This window comes from Isoptericola sp. S6320L (assembly GCF_023015685.1).
Lineage (GTDB): Bacteria > Actinomycetota > Actinomycetes > Actinomycetales > Cellulomonadaceae > Isoptericola > Isoptericola halotolerans_A.
The window spans coordinates 74,845-92,931 of the sequence record NZ_JALKAT010000005.1 but is presented as its reverse complement, the minus strand read 5'-3'; the positions used below and the strand labels follow the sequence as shown (position 1 = coordinate 92,931).

Annotated in this window: 16 protein-coding genes and 1 tRNA gene; 10 read left to right on the top strand and 7 right to left on the bottom strand. The window is 72.4% G+C overall.

Annotation, left to right across the window (positions count from 1 at the left end; genetic code table 11):
- Positions 1-2: 2 nt before the first annotated feature.
- From MWU57_RS04775 to rlmB, 3 genes are read left to right on the top strand one after another with little or no spacing between them, the layout of a single operon-like run.
- Complete coding sequence (locus tag MWU57_RS04775) at positions 3-1,316, top strand: low temperature requirement protein A (RefSeq protein ID WP_246907602.1); 1,314 nt, start codon at positions 3-5, stop codon at positions 1,314-1,316.
- Entirely contained in the window at positions 1,313-2,746 is a 1,434-nt protein-coding gene (gene cysS, locus MWU57_RS04770; RefSeq protein WP_246907600.1) for a cysteine--tRNA ligase, read from the top strand. Before MWU57_RS04775 ends, cysS begins: the two co-directional genes overlap by 4 nt.
- Positions 2,746-3,738 carry a 23S rRNA (guanosine(2251)-2'-O)-methyltransferase RlmB gene (gene rlmB / locus MWU57_RS04765; RefSeq protein ID WP_246907598.1) on the top strand — a complete coding sequence of 331 codons (993 nt, stop codon included), beginning with the start codon at positions 2,746-2,748 and terminating at the stop codon, positions 3,736-3,738. The genes cysS and rlmB overlap by 1 nt, the downstream gene beginning before the upstream one ends.
- 324 nt (positions 3,739-4,062) lie before the next feature.
- On the opposite strand, the gene MWU57_RS04760 is transcribed toward rlmB, so the two are convergent.
- The 4 genes from MWU57_RS04760 to MWU57_RS04745 all read right to left on the bottom strand — a co-directional run bounded on the left by MWU57_RS04760 (position 4,063) and on the right by MWU57_RS04745 (position 9,030).
- Positions 4,063-5,340, bottom strand: a complete 1,278-nt coding sequence (locus tag MWU57_RS04760; protein WP_106266097.1) for a DUF4032 domain-containing protein — start codon at positions 5,338-5,340, stop codon at positions 4,063-4,065.
- A gap of 72 nt (positions 5,341-5,412) precedes the next feature.
- Positions 5,413-6,528: an ABC transporter ATP-binding protein gene (locus MWU57_RS04755; RefSeq protein ID WP_246907597.1), complete on the bottom strand. Its 1,116-nt coding sequence runs from the start codon at positions 6,526-6,528 to the stop codon at positions 5,413-5,415.
- Between the two features lie 206 nt (positions 6,529-6,734).
- Positions 6,735-7,580: a trehalose-phosphatase gene (gene otsB, locus MWU57_RS04750; RefSeq protein WP_246907595.1), complete on the bottom strand. Its 846-nt coding sequence runs from the start codon at positions 7,578-7,580 to the stop codon at positions 6,735-6,737.
- Positions 7,573-9,030 (bottom strand): trehalose-6-phosphate synthase, encoded by a 1,458-nt coding sequence (locus MWU57_RS04745; RefSeq protein ID WP_106266092.1) that lies wholly within the window; start codon positions 9,028-9,030, stop codon positions 7,573-7,575. The genes otsB and MWU57_RS04745 overlap by 8 nt, the downstream gene beginning before the upstream one ends.
- 174 nt (positions 9,031-9,204) lie before the next feature.
- On the opposite strand from MWU57_RS04745, the gene MWU57_RS04740 reads away from it, so the two are divergent.
- From MWU57_RS04740 to MWU57_RS04730, 3 genes are all read left to right on the top strand, one after another.
- A complete protein-coding gene (locus tag MWU57_RS04740; RefSeq protein ID WP_246907593.1) occupies positions 9,205-11,151 on the top strand; it encodes a serine/threonine-protein kinase in 1,947 nt (648 codons plus the stop codon).
- 120 nt (positions 11,152-11,271) lie between these two features.
- On the top strand, positions 11,272-12,141 hold the full coding sequence (locus tag MWU57_RS04735; protein ID WP_246907591.1) for a thioredoxin domain-containing protein: 870 nt from the start codon (positions 11,272-11,274) through the stop codon (positions 12,139-12,141).
- Between the two features lie 51 nt (positions 12,142-12,192).
- Positions 12,193-12,268, top strand: a tRNA-Thr gene (locus MWU57_RS04730).
- Between the two features lie 122 nt (positions 12,269-12,390).
- On the opposite strand, the gene MWU57_RS04725 is transcribed toward MWU57_RS04730, so the two are convergent.
- Positions 12,391-13,227: an SGNH/GDSL hydrolase family protein gene (locus tag MWU57_RS04725; RefSeq protein WP_246907589.1), complete on the bottom strand. Its 837-nt coding sequence runs from the start codon at positions 13,225-13,227 to the stop codon at positions 12,391-12,393.
- A gap of 22 nt (positions 13,228-13,249) precedes the next feature.
- On the bottom strand, positions 13,250-13,900 hold the full coding sequence (locus tag MWU57_RS04720) for a uracil-DNA glycosylase (protein WP_246907692.1): 651 nt from the start codon (positions 13,898-13,900) through the stop codon (positions 13,250-13,252).
- A 129-nt stretch (positions 13,901-14,029) separates the two neighbouring features.
- Here MWU57_RS04720 and MWU57_RS04715 point away from each other — a divergent pair, with 129 nt between their 5' ends.
- The 4 genes from MWU57_RS04715 to groL all read left to right on the top strand — a co-directional run bounded on the left by MWU57_RS04715 (position 14,030) and on the right by groL (position 17,447).
- Positions 14,030-14,341 (top strand): DUF3263 domain-containing protein, encoded by a 312-nt coding sequence (locus tag MWU57_RS04715; RefSeq protein ID WP_374108524.1) that lies wholly within the window; start codon positions 14,030-14,032, stop codon positions 14,339-14,341.
- Between the two features lie 67 nt (positions 14,342-14,408).
- The gene (locus MWU57_RS18330) at positions 14,409-15,131 is read left to right on the top strand and encodes a LytR C-terminal domain-containing protein (protein ID WP_246907587.1); all 723 of its coding nucleotides are present in this window, start codon (positions 14,409-14,411) and stop codon (positions 15,129-15,131) included.
- A gap of 127 nt (positions 15,132-15,258) precedes the next feature.
- Positions 15,259-15,462, top strand: coding sequence for a cold-shock protein (locus MWU57_RS04705; RefSeq protein ID WP_106266085.1), 204 nt, complete (start codon positions 15,259-15,261; stop codon positions 15,460-15,462).
- Positions 15,463-15,812: 350 nt separating this feature from the next.
- Positions 15,813-17,447, top strand: coding sequence for a chaperonin GroEL (groL, locus tag MWU57_RS04700; protein ID WP_106266083.1), 1,635 nt, complete (start codon positions 15,813-15,815; stop codon positions 17,445-17,447).
- A 185-nt stretch (positions 17,448-17,632) separates the two neighbouring features.
- Here groL and MWU57_RS04695 read toward each other — a convergent pair whose 3' ends face one another.
- Complete coding sequence (locus MWU57_RS04695; protein WP_106266452.1) at positions 17,633-17,920, bottom strand: WXG100 family type VII secretion target; 288 nt, start codon at positions 17,918-17,920, stop codon at positions 17,633-17,635.
- Positions 17,921-18,087 lie beyond the last annotated feature (167 nt).

Here is an 18,087-nt window from a genome sequence, read left to right as displayed (position 1 = left end):
GCATGAGCCACGACCGACTGCGCCGGATGTTCGGTCGCGACCCCGCCCAGACGCACCGCGCCGCGACACCGCTGGAGCTGCTCTTCGACCTGGTGTTCGTGGTGGCGTTCGCCGTCGCGGGTGAGCAGGCGGCGCACCTGATCGCCGAGGGTCACGTGCCCGCCGGCGTGATCGGCTTCGCCTTCGCGGTCTTCGCGATCGTGTGGGCGTGGATCAACTTCACCTGGTTCGCCTCCGCGTTCGACACCGACGACTGGCTCTACCGCCTGACCACGATGGTCCAGATGATCGGCGTCGTCGTCCTGGCCCTCGGCCTGCCGGAGATGTTCCGCTCGATCGACGGCGGCCAGCAGGTGGACAACGAGGTCATGGTCGCCGGGTACGTGGTGATGCGCCTCGCGATGCTGGCCCAGTGGCTGCGGGTCGCCCGGCAGTCGCCGACCTACCGGCCCGTCGCGCTCGTCTACGCCACCGCGCTGGTGGTCGCGCAGCTCGGCTGGGTGCTCCTGGCGGTGCTGCCCGTGTCCGTGGGCCAGTTCTTCCTCCTCGGGGCCGGCATGGTGCTCGTCGAGACCGCCGGGCCGGTGCTCGGGGAGCGCAGGCCGGTCGCCGACGCGTCCGGGCGGCGCGGCACCCCCTGGCACCCGCACCACGTGGCCGAGCGGTACGGGCTGCTCATCATCATCACCCTCGGCGAGGGTGTGATCGGCACGGTGGCCTCGTTGTCCGCCGTCGTCGAGCACTCCGGTTGGAGCGTGGACGCCGTCCTCGTGTGCGTCGCCGGCGTCGCCCTCACGTTCGGCCTGTGGTGGACGTACTTCCTCACCCCGGCCGGCGATCTCCTGGCCCGGCACCGGGGCCGCTCGTTCGGGTGGGGCTACGGCCACCTGGTCGTGTTCGGGTCCCTCGCCGCGGTGGGTGCCGGGCTGCACGTGGTGGCCTACTGGTTGGAAGGAGAGGCCCACCTGTCCGACGTCGGTGCGCTGCTCGCCGTCGCCGTGCCCGTGCTGGTCTTCCTGGTGACCGACGTCGTCCTGCACGTCTACCTCGTGGGGCGTGCCGATCCGGTGCGCCTGCTGCTGCTCGGAGCCGCGGTGGCCCTCCTGGCGGCAGCGGTCGCGGTCGTCGCCGCGGGCGGCACGACGCCGGTGGCGCTGCTGCTCGTGATGCTCGCCCCGGCCGTGACCGTGGTCGTCCACGAGACGGGCGGCCACCGGCGCCTGACGACGCTGCTCGACGCCGACGCGGCAGCCACGGGCGAGGATGCGCCGGCCGCGCCGACCGGCGGCGACCAGGCCGGTACCCTGGACCGGTGACCTTGCACCTGTATGACACCGCCACGCGCACCGTGCGCGAGCTCGTCCCACGCACCCCGGGCAAGGTCGGCATCTACCTCTGTGGCGCCACCGTGCAGTCCTCGCCGCACGTCGGCCACCTGCGCCCTGCCGTCGCGTTCGACGTGCTGCGCCGCTGGCTGCGGCGCAAGGGGCTGGACGTGACGCTGATCCGCAACGTCACGGACATCGACGACAAGATCCTCACCAAGGCCGCCGCGGCCGGGGTCGAGTGGTGGGCGCACGCCGCCGTGCACGAGCGGGAGTTCACCGCCGCGTACGACGCGCTGGGCGTCCTGCCGCCCACCTACGAGCCGCGTGCCACCGGCCACGTGCCGCAGATGATCGATCTGATGGAACGTCTCGTCGAGTCGGGGCACGCCTACACCACCGGCCCCGGCAACGTCTGGTTCGACGTCCGGTCCTGGCCCGCCTACGGCGAGCTGACCACGCAGCGGCTCGAGGACCTCAACCCCGAGTCGACGGACGACGCCGCTACGACCGAGAAGCGCGACCCGCACGACTTCGCGCTGTGGAAGGCGTCGCGACCCGGTGAGCCGGAGACCGCCGCGTGGGACACCCCGTTCGGCCGCGGCCGGCCCGGCTGGCACCTCGAGTGCTCGGCGATGGCGCACCGGTACCTGGGCGAGTCGTTCGACATCCACGGCGGCGGCCTCGACCTGCGGTTCCCGCACCACGAGAACGAGCAGGCCCAGTCCCGTGCCGCGGGCTACGGGTTCGCCGACCGGTGGATGCACTCCGCCTGGGTGACCCAGCAGGGCGTGAAGATGAGCAAGTCGCTCGGCAACGGGCTGCTCATGAGCGAGGTCCTCGCCAAGGCGCCAGCGCCGGTCGTGCGCTACGCCCTGGCAGCGGTCCAGTACCGCTCGATGCTCGAGTGGGGCCCGGACACGCTCGACGAGGCCCGCAACACCTGGGAGCGCCTCGTCGGGTTCGTGGCACGCGCCACCGAGCGCGTCGGCGACGTCTCCCGGGCGGAGATCGCCACCTCGGCGCTGCCGCCGGCCTTCGAGGCGGCGATGGACGACGACCTCAACGTCCCGGCCGCCCTCGCCGTCGTGCACGAGACCTTGCGGTCCGGGAACACGGCGCTCGCCGCGGCGGACGACGACGGCGCCCGCCGGGCGCTGGTCGCGCTGCGGGGCATGCTCGACGTGCTCGGCCTCGACCCCGCCGACCCGCTCTGGGCCGCGGAAGCAGACACCAAGGTGGCCGACGCGCTGGACGCCGTCGTGCGCGCGGAGCTCGAGGCGCGGGCCGCTGCCCGTGCCGCGAAGGACTGGGCCACCAGCGACGCGATCCGGGACCGCCTCGCCGCGGCCGGCGTCGTCGTGCAGGACTCACCGGACGGCGCCCGCTGGGCGTTGTCCACCACGGAGGAGAACAGCTGATGGCGGGCAACTCGCAGCGACCCGGCGCGAAGCGCAAGGGAAGCACCAAGAAGGGCGCACAGGTCGGCACCGGCGGCCACAGCCGCAAGGCGCTGCAGGGCAAGGGGCCGACGCCGCGCGCGGAGGACCGCACCTACCACCCGGCGCACAAGAAGAAGGTGGCCGCCGAGAAGCGCCAGGAGTCGCAGAGCGCGCAGGGAGCGCGCAAGGGCGTCTCCCGCGGCACGCGCAAGGCGACCGGCGGTGCCGAGGTGGTGGCCGGCCGCAACGCGGTGCTGGAGGCGCTGCGCACGAAGGCCCCGGTCACGGCCGTGCACATCGCCGAGCGCATCGACCACGACGACCGCACCCGCGAGATCCTCGAGCTCGCCTCGATGCGCGGGGCGCGCCTGCTCGAGTCGTCGCGCGGCGCGCTGGACCAGCTCACCGAGGGTTCCGTGCACCAGGGCGTGGCCCTCGAGGTGCCGCCCTACGAGTACAAGGACGTCGAGGACCTGCTCGACGCCGCGGCGGACGCCGGGGAGCCGCCCCTCATCGTCGCGCTCGACTCGGTCACCGACCCCCGCAACCTGGGCGCCGTGCTCCGGTCGGCCGGCGCGTTCGGCGCGCACGGCGTGCTCGTGCCCTCCCGGCGCTCGGCCTCCGTGACGGCGTCGGCGTGGAAGGTCTCGGCCGGTGCCGCGGCGCGGGTGCCGGTCGCCAAGGAGACCAACCTGGCGCGCACGCTGACCGAGCTGAAGAAGTCGGGCGTGTTCGTCGTCGGGCTCGACGCCGGCGGGGACACCGCGATCCGGGACCTGCCGTTCGCGACCGACCCGCTCGTCATCGTGGTCGGCTCCGAGGGCAAGGGGCTCTCGCGGCTGGTCCGCGAGACCTGCGACGCGGTGGCGTCGATCCCCATCGCCTCGTCGGTGGAGTCGCTCAACGCCGGTGTCGCCGCGGGCATCTCGCTGTACGAGGTGGCGCAGGCCCGAGCCGCCGCCACCGCCTGACCGCGAGGTAGGCACATCTCCGCCGAGGTAGTAGCGGCTCGGCCGAGGTAGTGGCACATGCGCCGAGGTAGTAGTGGTTCGGCCGAGGTAGTGGCACATACGCCGAGGTAGGGGGCGTCCGGCGGGTCGCCGTCCGGAGTGACGCGCGTCCACGGGCCTCCGCCACCCGGCTCCGACGCTCGCCGCCCCGGCGTCTCCTCGCGGCGTCGGGCTACCTCGGCGAGAACTGTGCTACCTCGGCGCGAGCGTTGCTACCTCGCGGCAATCGCTACTACCTCGGCGGGACCGCTACTACCTCGGCGGGGGGCGGGCGGACGGTGGGGCTCAGCCGTCCGCCGACGCGTAGTGGAAGTAGTCCGACTCGGGGCCCTCTTCAGGCGCCTCCCCGGGGGCGAGGCCGAGGATGGCCTTCTCGTCGGGACGGTGCTGGAGCACGTTCTCCACGTAGGACGCCACGGTCTCGGGCATCGGCACGTCGCGCTGCGCCTGCTCGGAGATGAACCACCGGTGGTCGAGGATCTCGTGGTAGAGCTGCGCGGGTTCGAGCTTGCGCCGGAGCTCGCGGGGCACGGCGCGGATCGTCGGCCGGAAGACGTTCTGCAGCCAGTCGTGCGCCACGAGCTGCTCGTCCTCCTCCTGGCGCTCCGTCGCCGCCTGGTAGGAGTCGAGGTCGTTGAGCAGCCGGCGGGCCTGGTTGTCCTGGACGTCCAGGCCGGTGAGCTTGAGCAGCCGCCGCGAGTGGTGCCCCGCGTCCACCACCTGGGGCTGGATCTGCACGGTGGTGCCGTCGATGTCGGTGGTGATGGACAGCTCGCCGACGTCGAAGCCGAGCTCGTTGAGGCGTTCGATGCGCGCGGCGACACGCCAGCGCTCGTCGGCGTGGAAGGCCTCGACGCCGGTGAGCGCCTGCCAGAGCTCCGTGTAGCGCTCGACGAGCGAGTCGCCGATCGCGATCTCGTCGATCTCCTCGTCGAGGAGCTCGCCGGCGGTGAGGTCCATCAGCTCACCGATGATGTTGGTGCGCGCCAGGTCGACGTCGTACTCCCGCTGTCCGCGGGTGAGCTCGCGGTGCAGGGCGCCGGTCTCCGCGTCGACGAGGTACGCGGCGAACTGCTCGGCGTCGCGGCGGAACAGCGTGTTGGACAGCGACACGTCGCCCCAGAAGAACCCGGTCAGGTGCAGGCGGACCAGGAGCACGGTGAGGGCGTCGATGAGCCGGTTCACCGTCTCGTCGCGCAGCGCCTGGCTGAACACGGAGCGGTACGGCAGCGAGAACGCGAGGTGCTCGGTGACGAGCGCGGCCTCGAGCGGCTCGCCCGCGTCGGACCGGCGGCCCGTGACGACGCCGACCGGCTTCACGGCGGGCACCTCGAGCTTGCGCAGCTGGCGCAGCATCTCGTACTCGCGGAACGCGATCGACTCGCTGATCTCCTTGATCGCGAGCACGCGGCCGTCGAGGCGCACGAACCGCACCACGTGCCGGGAGATACCGCGGGGCAGGGCGGCCAGCACGTCGGCCGGCCACTCGGCGAGCGGTTGCCGCCAGGGCAGGTCGAGCAGCGCCGAGTTCGGCGTCGCCGAGGTGATCTGCAGCTGTTCCATCGGGTGCCAGCGTAGACGACGACGGGCGGGCCCGGCCGAAGCCGGACCCGCCCGTCAGACGCTAGGCGTGGTTCAGAGACGCGCGCCGGTGGAGGGAGCGAACACGTGCGACTTGCCCGGCTCGATGGTGACGTGGATGGTGTCACCCTTCATCGGGACGTCGCGCGGGTCGATGCGCACGATGACCTGGTCCGACGAACCGGAGTGCAGCTCGCCCGCCACGCCCTCGCTCTTGAGCGAGCCGTAGACGAACGCGTCCGAGCCGAGCTCCTCGACGAGGTTGACCTCGACCTGCAGGGCGTCGGGGCTGCCGGCGGAGACGATCTCCAGCGCCTCGGGACGGAACCCGACGGTGATCTTGCCGCCGTCGGCGTCCGTGAGCTGGCCGAGGGCGTCGCGGTCGATCGGCACGGCCGCGTGGCCGACGACGGCCTTGCCGTCCTTGACGTCGAACGTCCCGACGTTCATGGCGGGGGAGCCGATGAAGCCCGCGACGAACACGTTCGCCGGGGTGTCGTACATCTCGCGCGGGGTGCCGACCTGCTGCAGCAGACCGTCCTTGAGGACCGCGATGCGGTCACCCATCGTGAGGGCCTCGGTCTGGTCGTGCGTGACGTAGACCGTCGTGACGCCGAGGCGGCGCTGCAGGGACGCGATCTGCGTACGCGTCTGGACACGCAGCTTGGCGTCGAGGTTCGACAGCGGCTCGTCCATGAGGAACACCTGCGGCTGACGCACGATGGCGCGGCCCATGGCGACACGCTGACGCTGACCACCGGAGAGCGCCTTCGGCTTGCGGTCGAGGTACTCGGTGAGGTCGAGGATCTTCGCGGCCTCCTCGACGCGCTGGCGGATCTCCGCCTTCGGCGTGCCGGAGATCTTCAGCGCGAAGCCCATGTTGTCCGCGACGGACATGTGGGGGTAGAGCGCGTAGTTCTGGAAGACCATCGCGATGTCGCGGTCCTTGGGCTGCACGTCGGTGACGTCGCGGTCACCGATGTAGATGTGCCCGCCGTTGACGTCCTCGAGGCCTGCCAGCATGCGCAGCGACGTGGACTTTCCGCAGCCCGAGGGGCCGACGAGGACGAGGAACTCGCCGTCCTCCACCTCGAGGTTGAGCTGGTCCACGGCCGGGCGCTCGCTGCCCGGGTAGATCCGCGTCGCGTGGTCGTAGGTGACCGAAGCCATGGTGATTCCCTCCACCGGCAGGTACGTGCCGGACGATCCGTTGTGGTCGGGTGTCTTGCGTTCACGACTGGCGTGTCAGCGGTGACACATTCTGTTGTTCGACGCGCCCGGCCCCGGTCCGTCCCGGGGATTGGCGCTGCTCGATAGTACATGGCCGTGACCGGGATCACGCCATGTCCCTGGTCACGTTCGTGCAGCGGTCCGCCTCACACGGCGAGGAGGTCCGTGATCCGGTCGAGGACGGCGGCCACGGCGTCGCTGTCCGCGACGCGGTGCGCGGCCAGGGTCTCGCCGGGCCCCACCTTGATGGTCACGTCGCCCGCGCCGAGCACGGCGAAGGCCTTCTCGTCGGTGGTGTCGTCGCCCGCGTACAGCACGCGCGTGGCCGGGGCGCCGGCATCCTGCGCGACGACGGTGCGCAGCCGTTCGAGCGCCTCGCCCTTGGTCGTGTGCAGCACGGCGATCTCGACCACGTCCTTGCCGTGCATCGCGTCCAGCCCGAGCCGTGCCGCCGCGGCGTCGGCCGCCTCGACGGCGGCGGCCGTGTCCGCGGGCCCGGCCGTGCGCGTGTGCAGGACGGCGGCGCTCGGCTTGCGCTGCACCCACGCCCCGTCCCGGCCCACGACGGCGGCGTCGAGCGCCGCCGTGAGCTCGGCCAGGACGTCGGCCTGCTCGGCGGTGAGCTCGAACGGCACCGCGTCGAGCCCCGCGGTGGTCGCGTGGCCGGTCTGCGCGCCGTGGCTGCCCACCAGGTACGCGCCGACCGGCGGGACGGAGCGCTGGGCCAGGTCCTCGAGGTCACGGCCGGAGACGAAGGCGAGCCGGGCACGCCCGGCCGCGGCCCCGGCGTCCGCGGGCCCGTCGCCGCGCACGTGCGCCGCCAGCCGGTCCACGGCCGCGCGGGTGGCCGCCGTCATGCGGGACGCGGTCGGGTCGTCCACGAGCGGGGCGAGCACCCCGTCGAAGTCGAGCGCGACGAGCACCGCGGCGCCGTCGTCGGCCACGAGCTGCTCCAGGGCGGTGGCGAGGGAGGGGTCGATCGCCTCAGACATGGGTGTCCCGGGAGGGCATGGCGGTCAGGACGCCGAGGAACGTCTTGGACCACTTCGCGACGTCGTCGCCCATGACCTTGCGGCGCAGGCGGCGCATGCGGCGGCGCTTCTCCTTGGGGTCCATGTGGGCTGCGGTGACGATGATGTCCTTCATCCCGTCGATGTCGTGCGGGTTGACGAGCAGCGGCCCGGGGGCGAGCTCGTCGGCCGCGCCGGTGAACTCGGACAGCACCAGCACGCCGCCCAGGTCCGAGCGGGCCGCGATGTACTCCTTGGCCACCAGGTTCATGCCGTCGCGCAGGGACGTCACGAGCATGACGTCCGCCGCGAGGTAGAGGGCCGCCATCTCCTCCGGCGGGTAGGAGTGGTGCAGGTAGTGGATCGCGGAGTGCCCGATCTCGCCGAACTCGCCGTTGAGGCGCCCCACCAGGCCCTCGACGTGCTCGCGGAGCTCCTGGTAGGCGCCGACGTTCTCCCGCGACGGGCTGGCGACCTGCACGAGCGTGGTGTGCTCGGCGTCGATGCGGCCGTCCTGCAGGATCTCGCCGTACGCCTTGATCCGGTGCCGGATGCCCTTGGTGTAGTCGAGGCGGTCGACGCCGAGCATGACGACGTCCGGGTCGCCCAGGTCGGCACGGATCTCCTTGGCCCGGGCCTGGACCTCGGTGCTGCGCGCCAGCCGGTCGAACTTGCTGGTGTCGATGGAGATGGGGAACGCTGCCGCCCGCACGCGCCGGCCCGGCGTGCCGTCGTCGGCCTCCATGGAGACGACGGAACCGCGGGTCGGGTGGTCGGTGAGACGCCGTACGGCCCGCACGAAGTTCGAGGCGTCACCGCCGCGCTGGAAGCCGACGAGGTCGGCACCGAGCAGCCCCTCGAGGATGCTGCGTCGCCAGGGGAGCTGCTGGAACAGCTCGACCGGCGGGAAGGGGATGTGGTCGAAGAAACCGATGCGCAGGTCCGGGCGCAGGTCGCGGAGCATCTTGGGCACGAGCTGGAGCTGGTAGTCGTGCACCCACACGACGCCGCCGCGGGCGGCCTGCGCCGCCGCCGCCTCCGCGAACCGCTGGTTGACCCGCCGGTAGGCCTCCCACCACTGCCGGTGGTAGGTGGGCGGGGCGATCACGTCGTGGTACAGCGGCCACAGCGTGTCGTTGGAGAAGCCCTCGTAGTACTTGCTGATCTCGCTCGCGGACAGCGTGACCGGAACCAGCATCATGCCGTCGGCCTCGAAGGGCTCGTGCGCCAGGTCCGGTGCGCCGGACCAGCCGACCCAGGCCCCGTCGTTCTCCTGCATGACGGGCTCCAGCGCCGAGACCAGGCCTCCGGGCGACCGCTGCCAGTCCACCTCGCCGTCGTCGTCGACGGAGAAGTCGACCGGGAGCCGGTTCGCCACGACGACGAGGTCGTACCCGCCGGTGCCCTCGGAGCTGCTTGCCGATCCGTTCAAAGGTTGTTCTCTCCCCAGGTTGGTGGCCCCCCGCACTGACTTGACAGGGTAGCCAGACGCCCACGGCGAACCTTACCGAGCGGGGCCCCTGGCTGCTCGGCCGCCGGTGTCGCGGGACGCGTGCCCGCGCGGTGCGAGCGCGCGGACCCCCGCCCCGGCGCTACGGTGTGGCCCATGGGAGAGGGCGACGAGGCACAGGTGATGACGGCGGGTGCCCCGGCGTCCGGAGCCGACGGGACGTTGCCCGCGGGGTCCGACATCGGGGGCTACTCCGTCGTGTCCCTGCTCGGCCGCGGCGCGATGGGCGCCGTCTACGAGGCGGTCGACGGCGGTGGGCAGCGCGTCGCGCTCAAGGTGCTGCACGCGCACGTGGACGCGAACCCTGCCGGCCGGCAGCGGCTGCGCCGCGAGGTCGCGGCCCTGCAGCGCCTGCGCCACCCCGCCGTCGCGCAGGTGCTCGACGCGGAGTTCGAGGGTCCCCAGGCGTTCGTCGTCACCGAGCTGATCGAGGGACTCACGCTCGAGGAGGAGGTCGACGCGCGCGGCCCCCTCGACGTCGCCGACCTCTTCTCGCTGGCCGACCAGCTCGCCGACGCCCTGGAGTCCGTGCACGCCGCCGGGGTGGTGCACCGGGACCTCAAGCCCTCCAACGTCATGGTCACCGGCGCCGGGCCCTCGCTGATCGACTTCGGGATCGCGCAGAGCACCGAGGACGCCCGCACCACCATGACCGGGTTCGTGATGGGCACCCCCGGGTACATCGCGCCCGAGCTGCTGGACGGCGGCGACCCGGTGCCCGAGACCGACTGGTGGAGCTGGGCCGCGCTGCTGGCCTTCGCCGCGACCGGGCGGTCGCCGTTCGGCGTGCGCCCGACCGACCTCGTGCTCCGCCGGTCGCGGGAGGGCCGGGCCGACCTGGTCGGCGTCCCGGCCCGCACCGGGCGGGCGCTCGCGGGCGCGCTGCACGCCGACCCCGCCCGGCGCTGGGGCCCCACCGACGTGGTGCGCGCCGTCCGCCGCGACCTCGAGGCGGGGGCGAGCGACGTCGTCGGCGTCCCGGAGGACCCGCAGGCCACCCAGCGCATCGTGGTCGCCGCGGGTGCGGCGACGGCGGCGCTCGCGGGAGCGTCCGCCGCGGGCCGGGCCGGGGCCGACACCGCGGTCTCCGGGGAGTCGGCGGACGACGACGGCACGGCACCCGGCGCGGAGACGGGTGGTGACGGCACGGCCCCGGGCGGGGTGACCCAGGAGGTGGCCGCGGCGCGCGCCGGGGACGAGACCGCCGTCGTCGGGCCGCCCGTACCCCCGCCGCCCCCGCAGGACGCCCGGCGTGCGATGCCCGCCGACGAGCGCGAGCGGGCGATGGCGCAGGACGGCGGCACCCAGATCCTGCCAGTCGGGGACGTCCGGTACCGCAGCTACGAGGAGCTGGCGGACGCGACGCCCGACCCGGACCCGGAACCTGAGCAGCCCGCGGGCCCGTACGTGGCACCCGTGCACCCGCGCCGGTGGGGGAGCGTGCTGGCGCTGGGCCTGCCGGTCGTCGTGCTGGCCGCGTTCTACCCGCTGATCGCGTTCGGCGTGCTCTGCGGCCTCACCGTGCTGTGCCGCATCGTCGGGACCTCGGGTCAGCGCTTCCACGAGCGGCGCGAGCGCAAGGGCGTGAACCGGTCCGACGGGCTGGTGGCGACCCTCCTCTTCCCGTACCACGCCGTCGTCGGTGCGCTCGGGATCGTGCCGGCCGCGCTGGTCGGCGGGTGCGTGGGACTTCTCGCGGTTATGGGCGGCTACTGGCTGTTCGGCGACGGCAACCTCATCGTCATGCCGCTGGAGGACGTCGCCTCCCGGTCGGTCGGCGGCCGCAACGCGCCGGTCGTCTTCGGGCTCGTGCTGGCCGGGGCGATGGTCGCGGTGGTGCTGGCGACCTGGTTCGGGCCGGCGGGCCGCACGGCGCGCGACGGTGCGCGGACGATCCTCGCGAACCTCGCGCCAGGCCTGCTCGGCGCGGTGATCGTGGTGGCGGTGTGCCTCGTCGGGTCGTGGATCCTGTACACGCAGCTCAGCGGCGACCCGCACCCGATCGAGTGGTGGCCCATGGGTGGGCCGCCGTCGTTCTTCTGAGCGCTCACAGGTAGCGCTCAGGCTTCGTCGATAGGTTCACGCGGGCGGACGTGTCCGCGCCGGTAGGCTGGCGCGCGGATCTGCCGCCCGGAACCCACGACCCGAAGGACCTCTACCGAGATGTCGAACAAGAACAAGGCCCAGCTCCGCGAGGAGGCGCGCCAGGAGGCGCTCGCGCGGCAGAAGAAGCAGGCGCAGCGCGACAAGCGCAACCGCATCCTCGTCTTCGGGGGGCTCGGCGTCGCGATCGCCGCGCTGGTCGCCGTCGCCGCGTTCATCCTCGTCAACGAGGGCGCCAAGAAGAACGTCGAGGACATCCCGCTGGCCGAGGTCACCGACGTGCCCTCGACGGCGACGGAGGGTGGCGGCATCCCCGTGGGCGCCGACCTGGTCGCCGGCACCGAGAACGAGGGTGCGCCCGTGGTCGACGAGTACCTCGACTACATGTGCCCCGTGTGCGGTCAGTTCGAGCAGATCAACGGCGCCGACGTCGAGACGATGCTCACGTCCGGTGACGCCACCGTCGTCTTCCACCCGGTGTCGATCCTGGACCGCGCCTCGAACGGTGAGGAGTACTCGACCCGTGCGGCCTCGGCGGCCTACTGGGTGGCCGACCGTGCTCCCGAGGCGTTCTTCGACTTCAACGAGGCGCTGTTCGCGAACCAGCCGGAGGAGGGGACGGAGGGTCTCGACAACGAGGCGATCGCCGACCTCGCAGAGGGTGCCGGAGCGCCGGCGGACGTCGCGGCCGGCATCGCGGACGGTACCGCTCGGGAGACCTTCGGTCAGTACGTGTACTCCCTGACCAACGAGGCCACGGCGAACGAGGCGCTCGTGAACGCCGACGGCGGCTTCGGCACGCCGACGATCGTCGTCGACGGCGAGCGCTTCGAGGGCTGGAACCAGCCCGGTGCGCTGCTCGCGGCCGTGCAGGGCGGCGCCCCCGCGGCCGAGGAGGACTCGGCCGAGGAGGAGTCCTCGGAGGGCTGACGCCCCGGCGGGGGCCGGCTGCCGCTGCGCGGTAGGCTGGTCCCCGCTCCCGCCGCCTTAGCTCAGCTGGTAGAGCTCCCGTCTTGTAAACGGAAGGTCGTCGGTTCGAATCCGACAGGCGGCTCCACCCGTCGCCGGTTGTGGGCGCGATTTCTGGCCCGATTCGTCCCCTTCGGGACGATATCGAGCCCAGAAATCGCGCCCACAACGGTTCGCGCCGCGGCCGGGTCGGGTCGGCGTCCTTCTCGGTCAGCGCTCCGACGGCGGCCAGACCGTCGGCTCGGCCCACTTCGCCAGCCGGCCGTCACCGCTGGACGTGCCGGTGATGCGCCGTCGGACCCAGGGGGCCACGTGCACCCGCGCCCACTGCGCGTCCGCCTGCAGCCGTTGCCGCAACCGCGGCGACGGTGCGGCGTCCAGCGGCGCGTCGAACGCCGGGTCGTCCGGCTCGAGCCCCAGGCCGACCAGTGCGGCGTTCGCGACCCGGCGGTGCCCCTCGTCGGTCAGGTGGATGCGGTCGTCGGACCACATCCGCCAGTCCTGCAGCCCCTGCAGACCCCAGGTGTCCAGCACGAACGCGCCGTGCCGCCGTGCGATCGACCAGATGTTCGCGTTGTAGATGCCGACCCGGCCCTGCGTCCAGTTCAGGGGGCCCGCCGTGCGGAACCCGGTGGCCAGCAGGACGTCCGCCCCGGTGGAGCGGATCTGCACCACCGCGCGCTCGAGCACAGCCGAGAGCCCGTGCGGGTCCACCTGAGGGCGCAGGATGTCGTTGCCGCCACCCACCAGCGACACCAGGTCCGGTTCCATGGCGAGGGCCTCGGGCACCTGGGCGGCGATGATCTGGCGCAGCTTGCGCCCCCGGATCGCCAGGTTCGCGTACTCGAACGGCGCGTCCCCGCGGCGCTCGGCGAGGTGGTCGGCGAGCCGGTCGGTCCAGCCGCGCTGCACGCCGTCGGACGCGGTGCCGGCCGCCACGGGGGTGCCGTCGGTGTGCGGGTACGGGTCCCACAGGCCTTCGGAGAACGAGTCGCCGATCGCGACGTAGCGGGACCAGCGCGGGGTGGGTGTCGAGGGCGATGTCACGCCCCCATCTTGCACCCGTCGCTCAGGGCAAGCGCCAGTCCACGGGTGCGGCCCCCTGGGCCTCCAGCAGCGTGTTGACGCGCGAGAACGGCTTGGAGCCGAAGAACCCCCGGTAGGCGGCCAGCGGGCTGGGGTGCGCGGACTCCACCGTGGGGGTCTCGCCCAGCCACGGTTTCAGCGAGGCGGCGTCACGCCCCCACAGGATCGCGACGAGCGGTCCGCCGCGGGCCACGAGCGTCTTGATCGCGGCCTCCGTCACCTGCTCCCAGCCCTTGCCGCGGTGCGACGCCGGTTCCCCCGGCCGCACCGTGAGCACCCGGTTGAGCATCATCACGCCCTGGTCCGCCCACGGGCTCAGGTCGCCCGACGACGGCGGAGGAGCGCCGACGTCGTCGGCCAGCTCCGTGTAGATGTTCGCCAGGGACTTGGGGACCGGGCGGACGTCCGGCTGGACGGAGAAGGACAGGCCCATCGGGTGACCCGGCGTCGGGTACGGGTCCTGGCCGACCACCAGGACGCGCACGTCGGCCAGCGGACGGCGGAACGCGGCGAAGACGTCGCCCGGTGCCGGCAGGTACGTGCGCCCGGCCGCCACCTCGGCGCGCAGGAAGTCGCCCATCGCGTGGATCTGGGGCTCGACGTCGGCGAGCGCCGCCGCCCAGTCCGGTGCCATCACGGTGTCCAGGGCGGGGCGCGTCGTCGTCGGGGAGTCCACGCACGCGACGCTAGCGCACTCGCGACGCGCGGCCCAGGATGCCCGGGACAGCGCCCGAGGTGCCCCATACTGGCCGCTATGAGCGAGATGCTGGTCCAGGACATCGACACCACGACGGAGGCGCCGTCGTCGGCCACCGGAGCCGGTGCGCTGACCGACCGGGAGCGCGAGATCCTCGCCTTCGAGAAGCAGTGGTGGAAGTACGCCGGCTCGAAGGAGCAGGCCGTGCGCGAGCTCTTCGACATGTCGGCCACCCGGTACTACCAGGTGCTCAACGCGCTGCTCGACACGCCCGCGGCGCTCGAGCACGACCCGATGCTGGTCAAGCGCCTCCGCCGGATGCGGGCCACCCGGCAGCGGGCGCGCACGGCTCGCCGACTCGACGGCACGACCGGCTGACCTGCGGTGGCGCGATACTGAACAAGGGCTGTAGGTCTCGGCGCGGGGAACCGCTACCCTGTCCGGCGTGACCAAGAGCCAGTACCCGTTCCCGCCCGACGAGTTCGACGTCCGCGGTCCGGAGGGCGCGCCGGTGGGTGTCCACCGCGAGCCCCGGAGCGGGTGGAGCTCGGTCTGGCCGTTCCTGCTCGTCGCCGTGGTCTTCGCCGGCCTGGGCGTCGGGATCATCTCCTTCCTGTCCGACGGCGGCGACACGCCCACGGACAACCCGCCCGTGGCGTCCGAGCAGTCCGCCTCCGCAGAGGGTTCTGGCGAGGGCGAGGGCTCCGAGGGCGAAGGGTCCGGCGAGGAGCCCACCGACGGCTCGGGCGACGAGGGTGACGAGGGCGAGGGCGCCGAGGGCGACGAGTCCGAGGAGCCGTCCGAGGAGCCGAGCGACGAGGCCGCCGAGATGCCGGGCGACCCGGCGGCGGCTGACCTGTCGGCGCGCGTCGTGGTCTGGAACGACATCTCGGGGGCGGAGGCCGCGGGGCAGGCCGGTGCGACGGCCGATCTCGTCACGGGTGCCGGATTCGCCGACGTCGGCGCTCTCGATGCACCGGCGGCGCCGGTTACGCTCGCGGGCGTCTACGACGAGACCACGGTCCTGTTCGCCGACGGGCGAGCGGACACGGCGACCGCGGTCGCGGAGGCGGTGGGCGCCGCCCCGGCGAACGTGCAGCTGTCCGACGACCTCACGAACAGCCCGACCGACGCCGTCTGGGTGATCATCAAGGAGCCCGTCGGCTGAACCGGCGCGGTCCGCGGGGATCGCGACACCCTGGATTCGGATGCTTCCCTTCGAGTGACCTCCGCCACTAGTCTCCTGTCCACTGCGGGGCGCCGGCCCCGTGTGCCAGAACGATGAGGAGAAGTAGATGGCCCAGGGCACCGTCAAGTGGTTCAACGCCGAGAAGGGGTACGGCTTCGTCACGCCGGCCGACGGCGGACAGGACCTGTTCGTCCACTTCAGCTCGATCCAGGCAGACGGGTACCGCACCCTCGACGAGGGGCAGCAGGTGGAGTTCGAGGTCGGCCAGGGCCAGAAGGGCCCGCAGGCGGAGCAGGTCCGCCCGCTCTGATCGTGCTGACCTAGACGTGCAGCGTCGGCGAGGGCCGGCGTCCGACGGCGCATCGATGCGTCGGGGGCGCCGGCCTTCGTCGTGTCCGGGTCCCGCCGTCGGGCGCTGACCTGGCCGGACCGGGCGCCACTGGAGCGCCACGGTGCGCTGGCGGCGGAACGTCTTGCACTCTCGGGGGGAGAGTGCCAATAATGGGTTAGCACTCTCGGCCGTCGAGTGACAGCCGGGGTGAACAACCTTGGTCGAAAGGTGAGGCACGCCCACGCCCGTGATGTGAACGGTGCGGGGGCGCGTCGTCCGTCGCGGGCACCGGCCGACCATCCACCAGCCACAGCGGAGGATCAGTCCCCATGGCCAAGATCATCGCGTTCGACGAGGAAGCTCGTCGGAGCATGGAGCGCGGGCTCAACCAGCTCGCCGACACCGTCAAGGTCACGCTCGGCCCCAAGGGCCGCAACGTCGTCCTGGACAAGAAGTGGGGCGCCCCCACGATCACCAACGACGGTGTCTCCATCGCCAAGGAGATCGAGCTCGAGGACGCGTTCGAGAAGATCGGCGCCGAGCTCGTCAAGGAGGTCGCCAAGAAGACCGACGACGTCGCGGGTGACGGCACCACCACCGCGACCGTGCTCGCCCAGGCGCTCGTGCGCGAGGGCCTGCGCGTCGTCGCCGCCGGCGCCAACCCGATCGCCGTCAAGCGCGGCATCGAGAAGGCCGTCGAGGCCGTGACCGAGCAGCTGCTCAACGCCGCGGTCGACGTCGAGACCAAGGAGCAGATCGCTGCCACGGCCGCGATCTCCGCCGGCGACCTCGCCATCGGCGAGCTCATCGCCGAGGCCCTCGACAAGGTGGGCAAGGAAGGCGTCATCACCGTCGAGGAGTCGAACACGTTCGGCCTCGAGCTCGAGCTCACCGAGGGTATGCGCTTCGACAAGGGCTTCCTCGCCCGCTACTTCGAGACGGACCCGGAGCGCCAGGAGGCCGTCCTCGAGGACCCGTACGTCCTGATCGTCGAGTCGAAGATCTCGAACGTCAAGGACATGCTGCCGCTGCTCGACCAGGTCATGAAGTCGGGTCGTTCGCTGCTGATCATCGCCGAGGACGTCGAGGGCGAGGCCCTGGCGACCCTGGTGCTGAACAAGATCCGCGGCACCTTCAAGTCCGTCGCCGTCAAGGCTCCGGGCTTCGGCGACCGCCGCAAGGCCATGCTGCAGGACATCGCGGTGCTCACCGGCGGCCAGGTCATCACCGAGACGGTGGGCCTCAAGCTGGAGAACGCCACGCTCGAGGAGCTCGGCCAGGCCCGCAAGGTCGTCGTCACCAAGGACGAGACCACGATCGTCGAGGGCACCGGCGACGCCGACCTCATCGCCGGTCGCGTGCAGCAGATCCGCTCCGAGATCGAGAAGTCCGACTCGGACTACGACCGCGAGAAGCTGCAGGAGCGCCTCGCCAAGCTGGCCGGCGGCGTCGCCGTCATCAAGGCCGGCGCGGCCACCGAGGTGGAGCTCAAGGAGCGCAAGCACCGCATCGAGGACGCCGTGCGCAACGCCAAGGCTGCCGTCGAGGAGGGCATCGTCGCCGGTGGTGGCGTCGCGCTCATCCAGGCCGGTGCCGCTGCGTTCGCCAAGCTCGAGCTCGAGGGCGACGAGGCGACCGGTGCGCAGATCGTCAACGCGGCGATCTCGGCCCCGCTGAAGCAGATCGCCATCAACGCCGGCCTCGAGGGCGGCGTCGTGGCGGAGAAGGTCCGCGGTCTCACCCCGGGTCACGGCCTCAACGCCGCGACCGGTGTGTACGAGGACCTGCTGGCCGCGGGCGTCAACGACCCGGTCAAGGTCACGCGCTCCGCGCTGCAGAACGCTGCGTCGATCGCCGCGCTGTTCCTCACCACCGAGGCTGTCGTCGCGGACAAGCCGGAGCCCGCCGGGGCCTCGGCCGGCGACGGTGGCGGCATGGGTGACATGGGCGGCATGGGCTTCTGATCCACGCCCGCTCGGCGCGGTAGCCCGCGCCACGCACGACGGCGGCCGGTCGTCCTGGGAAGTCTCCCGGGGCGACCGGCCGCCGTTTTGCGCTGCACTCGTGGTTGTGGGCGCGATTTCTGGCCCGTATTGCCCGGTATGGGCATCAATCGAGCCCAGAAATCGCGCCCACAACGCCTACCGGGTCAGCGGGCGAAGAGGCGGGCGGCCTGGCTCTCCGCGTCCGCATAGGTGGTCGAGGCGGACTGCAGCGCCGCCGTCACGGAGTCGAGGGCGGCCTCGACCTGGGTCTGCGCGGACTGCCACTGGGTCATGACCCCCGCGAACGACGTCGCGGCGCTGCCGTGCCAGCTCGACTGCAGATCGTGGAGATGGCGCATCATCGCGCCGACCTCGGCCCGGATGGCTCCCACGGAACCGTTCACGGCGGCGCTCGCCTGCGCCACCCGCTCGCTGTCGACCTCGTACCGCATGCTGTCTCCTCCGTCGTCGTCCCGGTGGACCGGGCTGAGCACGACGGTAGGGCGCAGCGAGAGGCGCGCGCCGCCGTCGTCCACAACCTGTGGACGACGGACTACCTCGCCGGGTGGGCCACTACCTCGGCGGGCGAGGCCCTACCTCGCCGGGTGGGCCACTACCT

What these genes read in the sequence shown, in the direction of transcription:
- MWU57_RS04775 (WP_246907602.1), top strand. Translation starts at nt 3, where the DNA reads ATGAGCCACGACCGACTGCGCCGGATGTTCGGTCGCGACCCCGCCCAG.
- rlmB (WP_246907598.1), top strand. Translation starts at nt 2,746, where the DNA reads ATGGCGGGCAACTCGCAGCGACCCGGCGCGAAGCGCAAGGGAAGCACC.
- MWU57_RS04760 (WP_106266097.1), bottom strand. Translation starts at nt 5,340, where the DNA reads ATGGAACAGCTGCAGATCACCTCGGCGACGCCGAACTCGGCGCTGCTC.
- MWU57_RS04755 (WP_246907597.1), bottom strand. Translation starts at nt 6,528, where the DNA reads ATGGCTTCGGTCACCTACGACCACGCGACGCGGATCTACCCGGGCAGC.
- otsB (WP_246907595.1), bottom strand. Translation starts at nt 7,580, where the DNA reads ATGTCTGAGGCGATCGACCCCTCCCTCGCCACCGCCCTGGAGCAGCTC.
- MWU57_RS04740 (WP_246907593.1), top strand. Translation starts at nt 9,205, where the DNA reads ATGGGAGAGGGCGACGAGGCACAGGTGATGACGGCGGGTGCCCCGGCG.
- MWU57_RS04735 (WP_246907591.1), top strand. Translation starts at nt 11,272, where the DNA reads ATGTCGAACAAGAACAAGGCCCAGCTCCGCGAGGAGGCGCGCCAGGAG.
- MWU57_RS04720 (WP_246907692.1), bottom strand. Translation starts at nt 13,900, where the DNA reads ATGGCACCGGACTGGGCGGCGGCGCTCGCCGACGTCGAGCCCCAGATC.
- MWU57_RS04715 (WP_374108524.1), top strand. Translation starts at nt 14,030, where the DNA reads ATGCTGGTCCAGGACATCGACACCACGACGGAGGCGCCGTCGTCGGCC.
- MWU57_RS04705 (WP_106266085.1), top strand. Translation starts at nt 15,259, where the DNA reads ATGGCCCAGGGCACCGTCAAGTGGTTCAACGCCGAGAAGGGGTACGGC.
- groL (WP_106266083.1), top strand. Translation starts at nt 15,813, where the DNA reads ATGGCCAAGATCATCGCGTTCGACGAGGAAGCTCGTCGGAGCATGGAG.
- MWU57_RS04695 (WP_106266452.1), bottom strand. Translation starts at nt 17,920, where the DNA reads ATGCGGTACGAGGTCGACAGCGAGCGGGTGGCGCAGGCGAGCGCCGCC.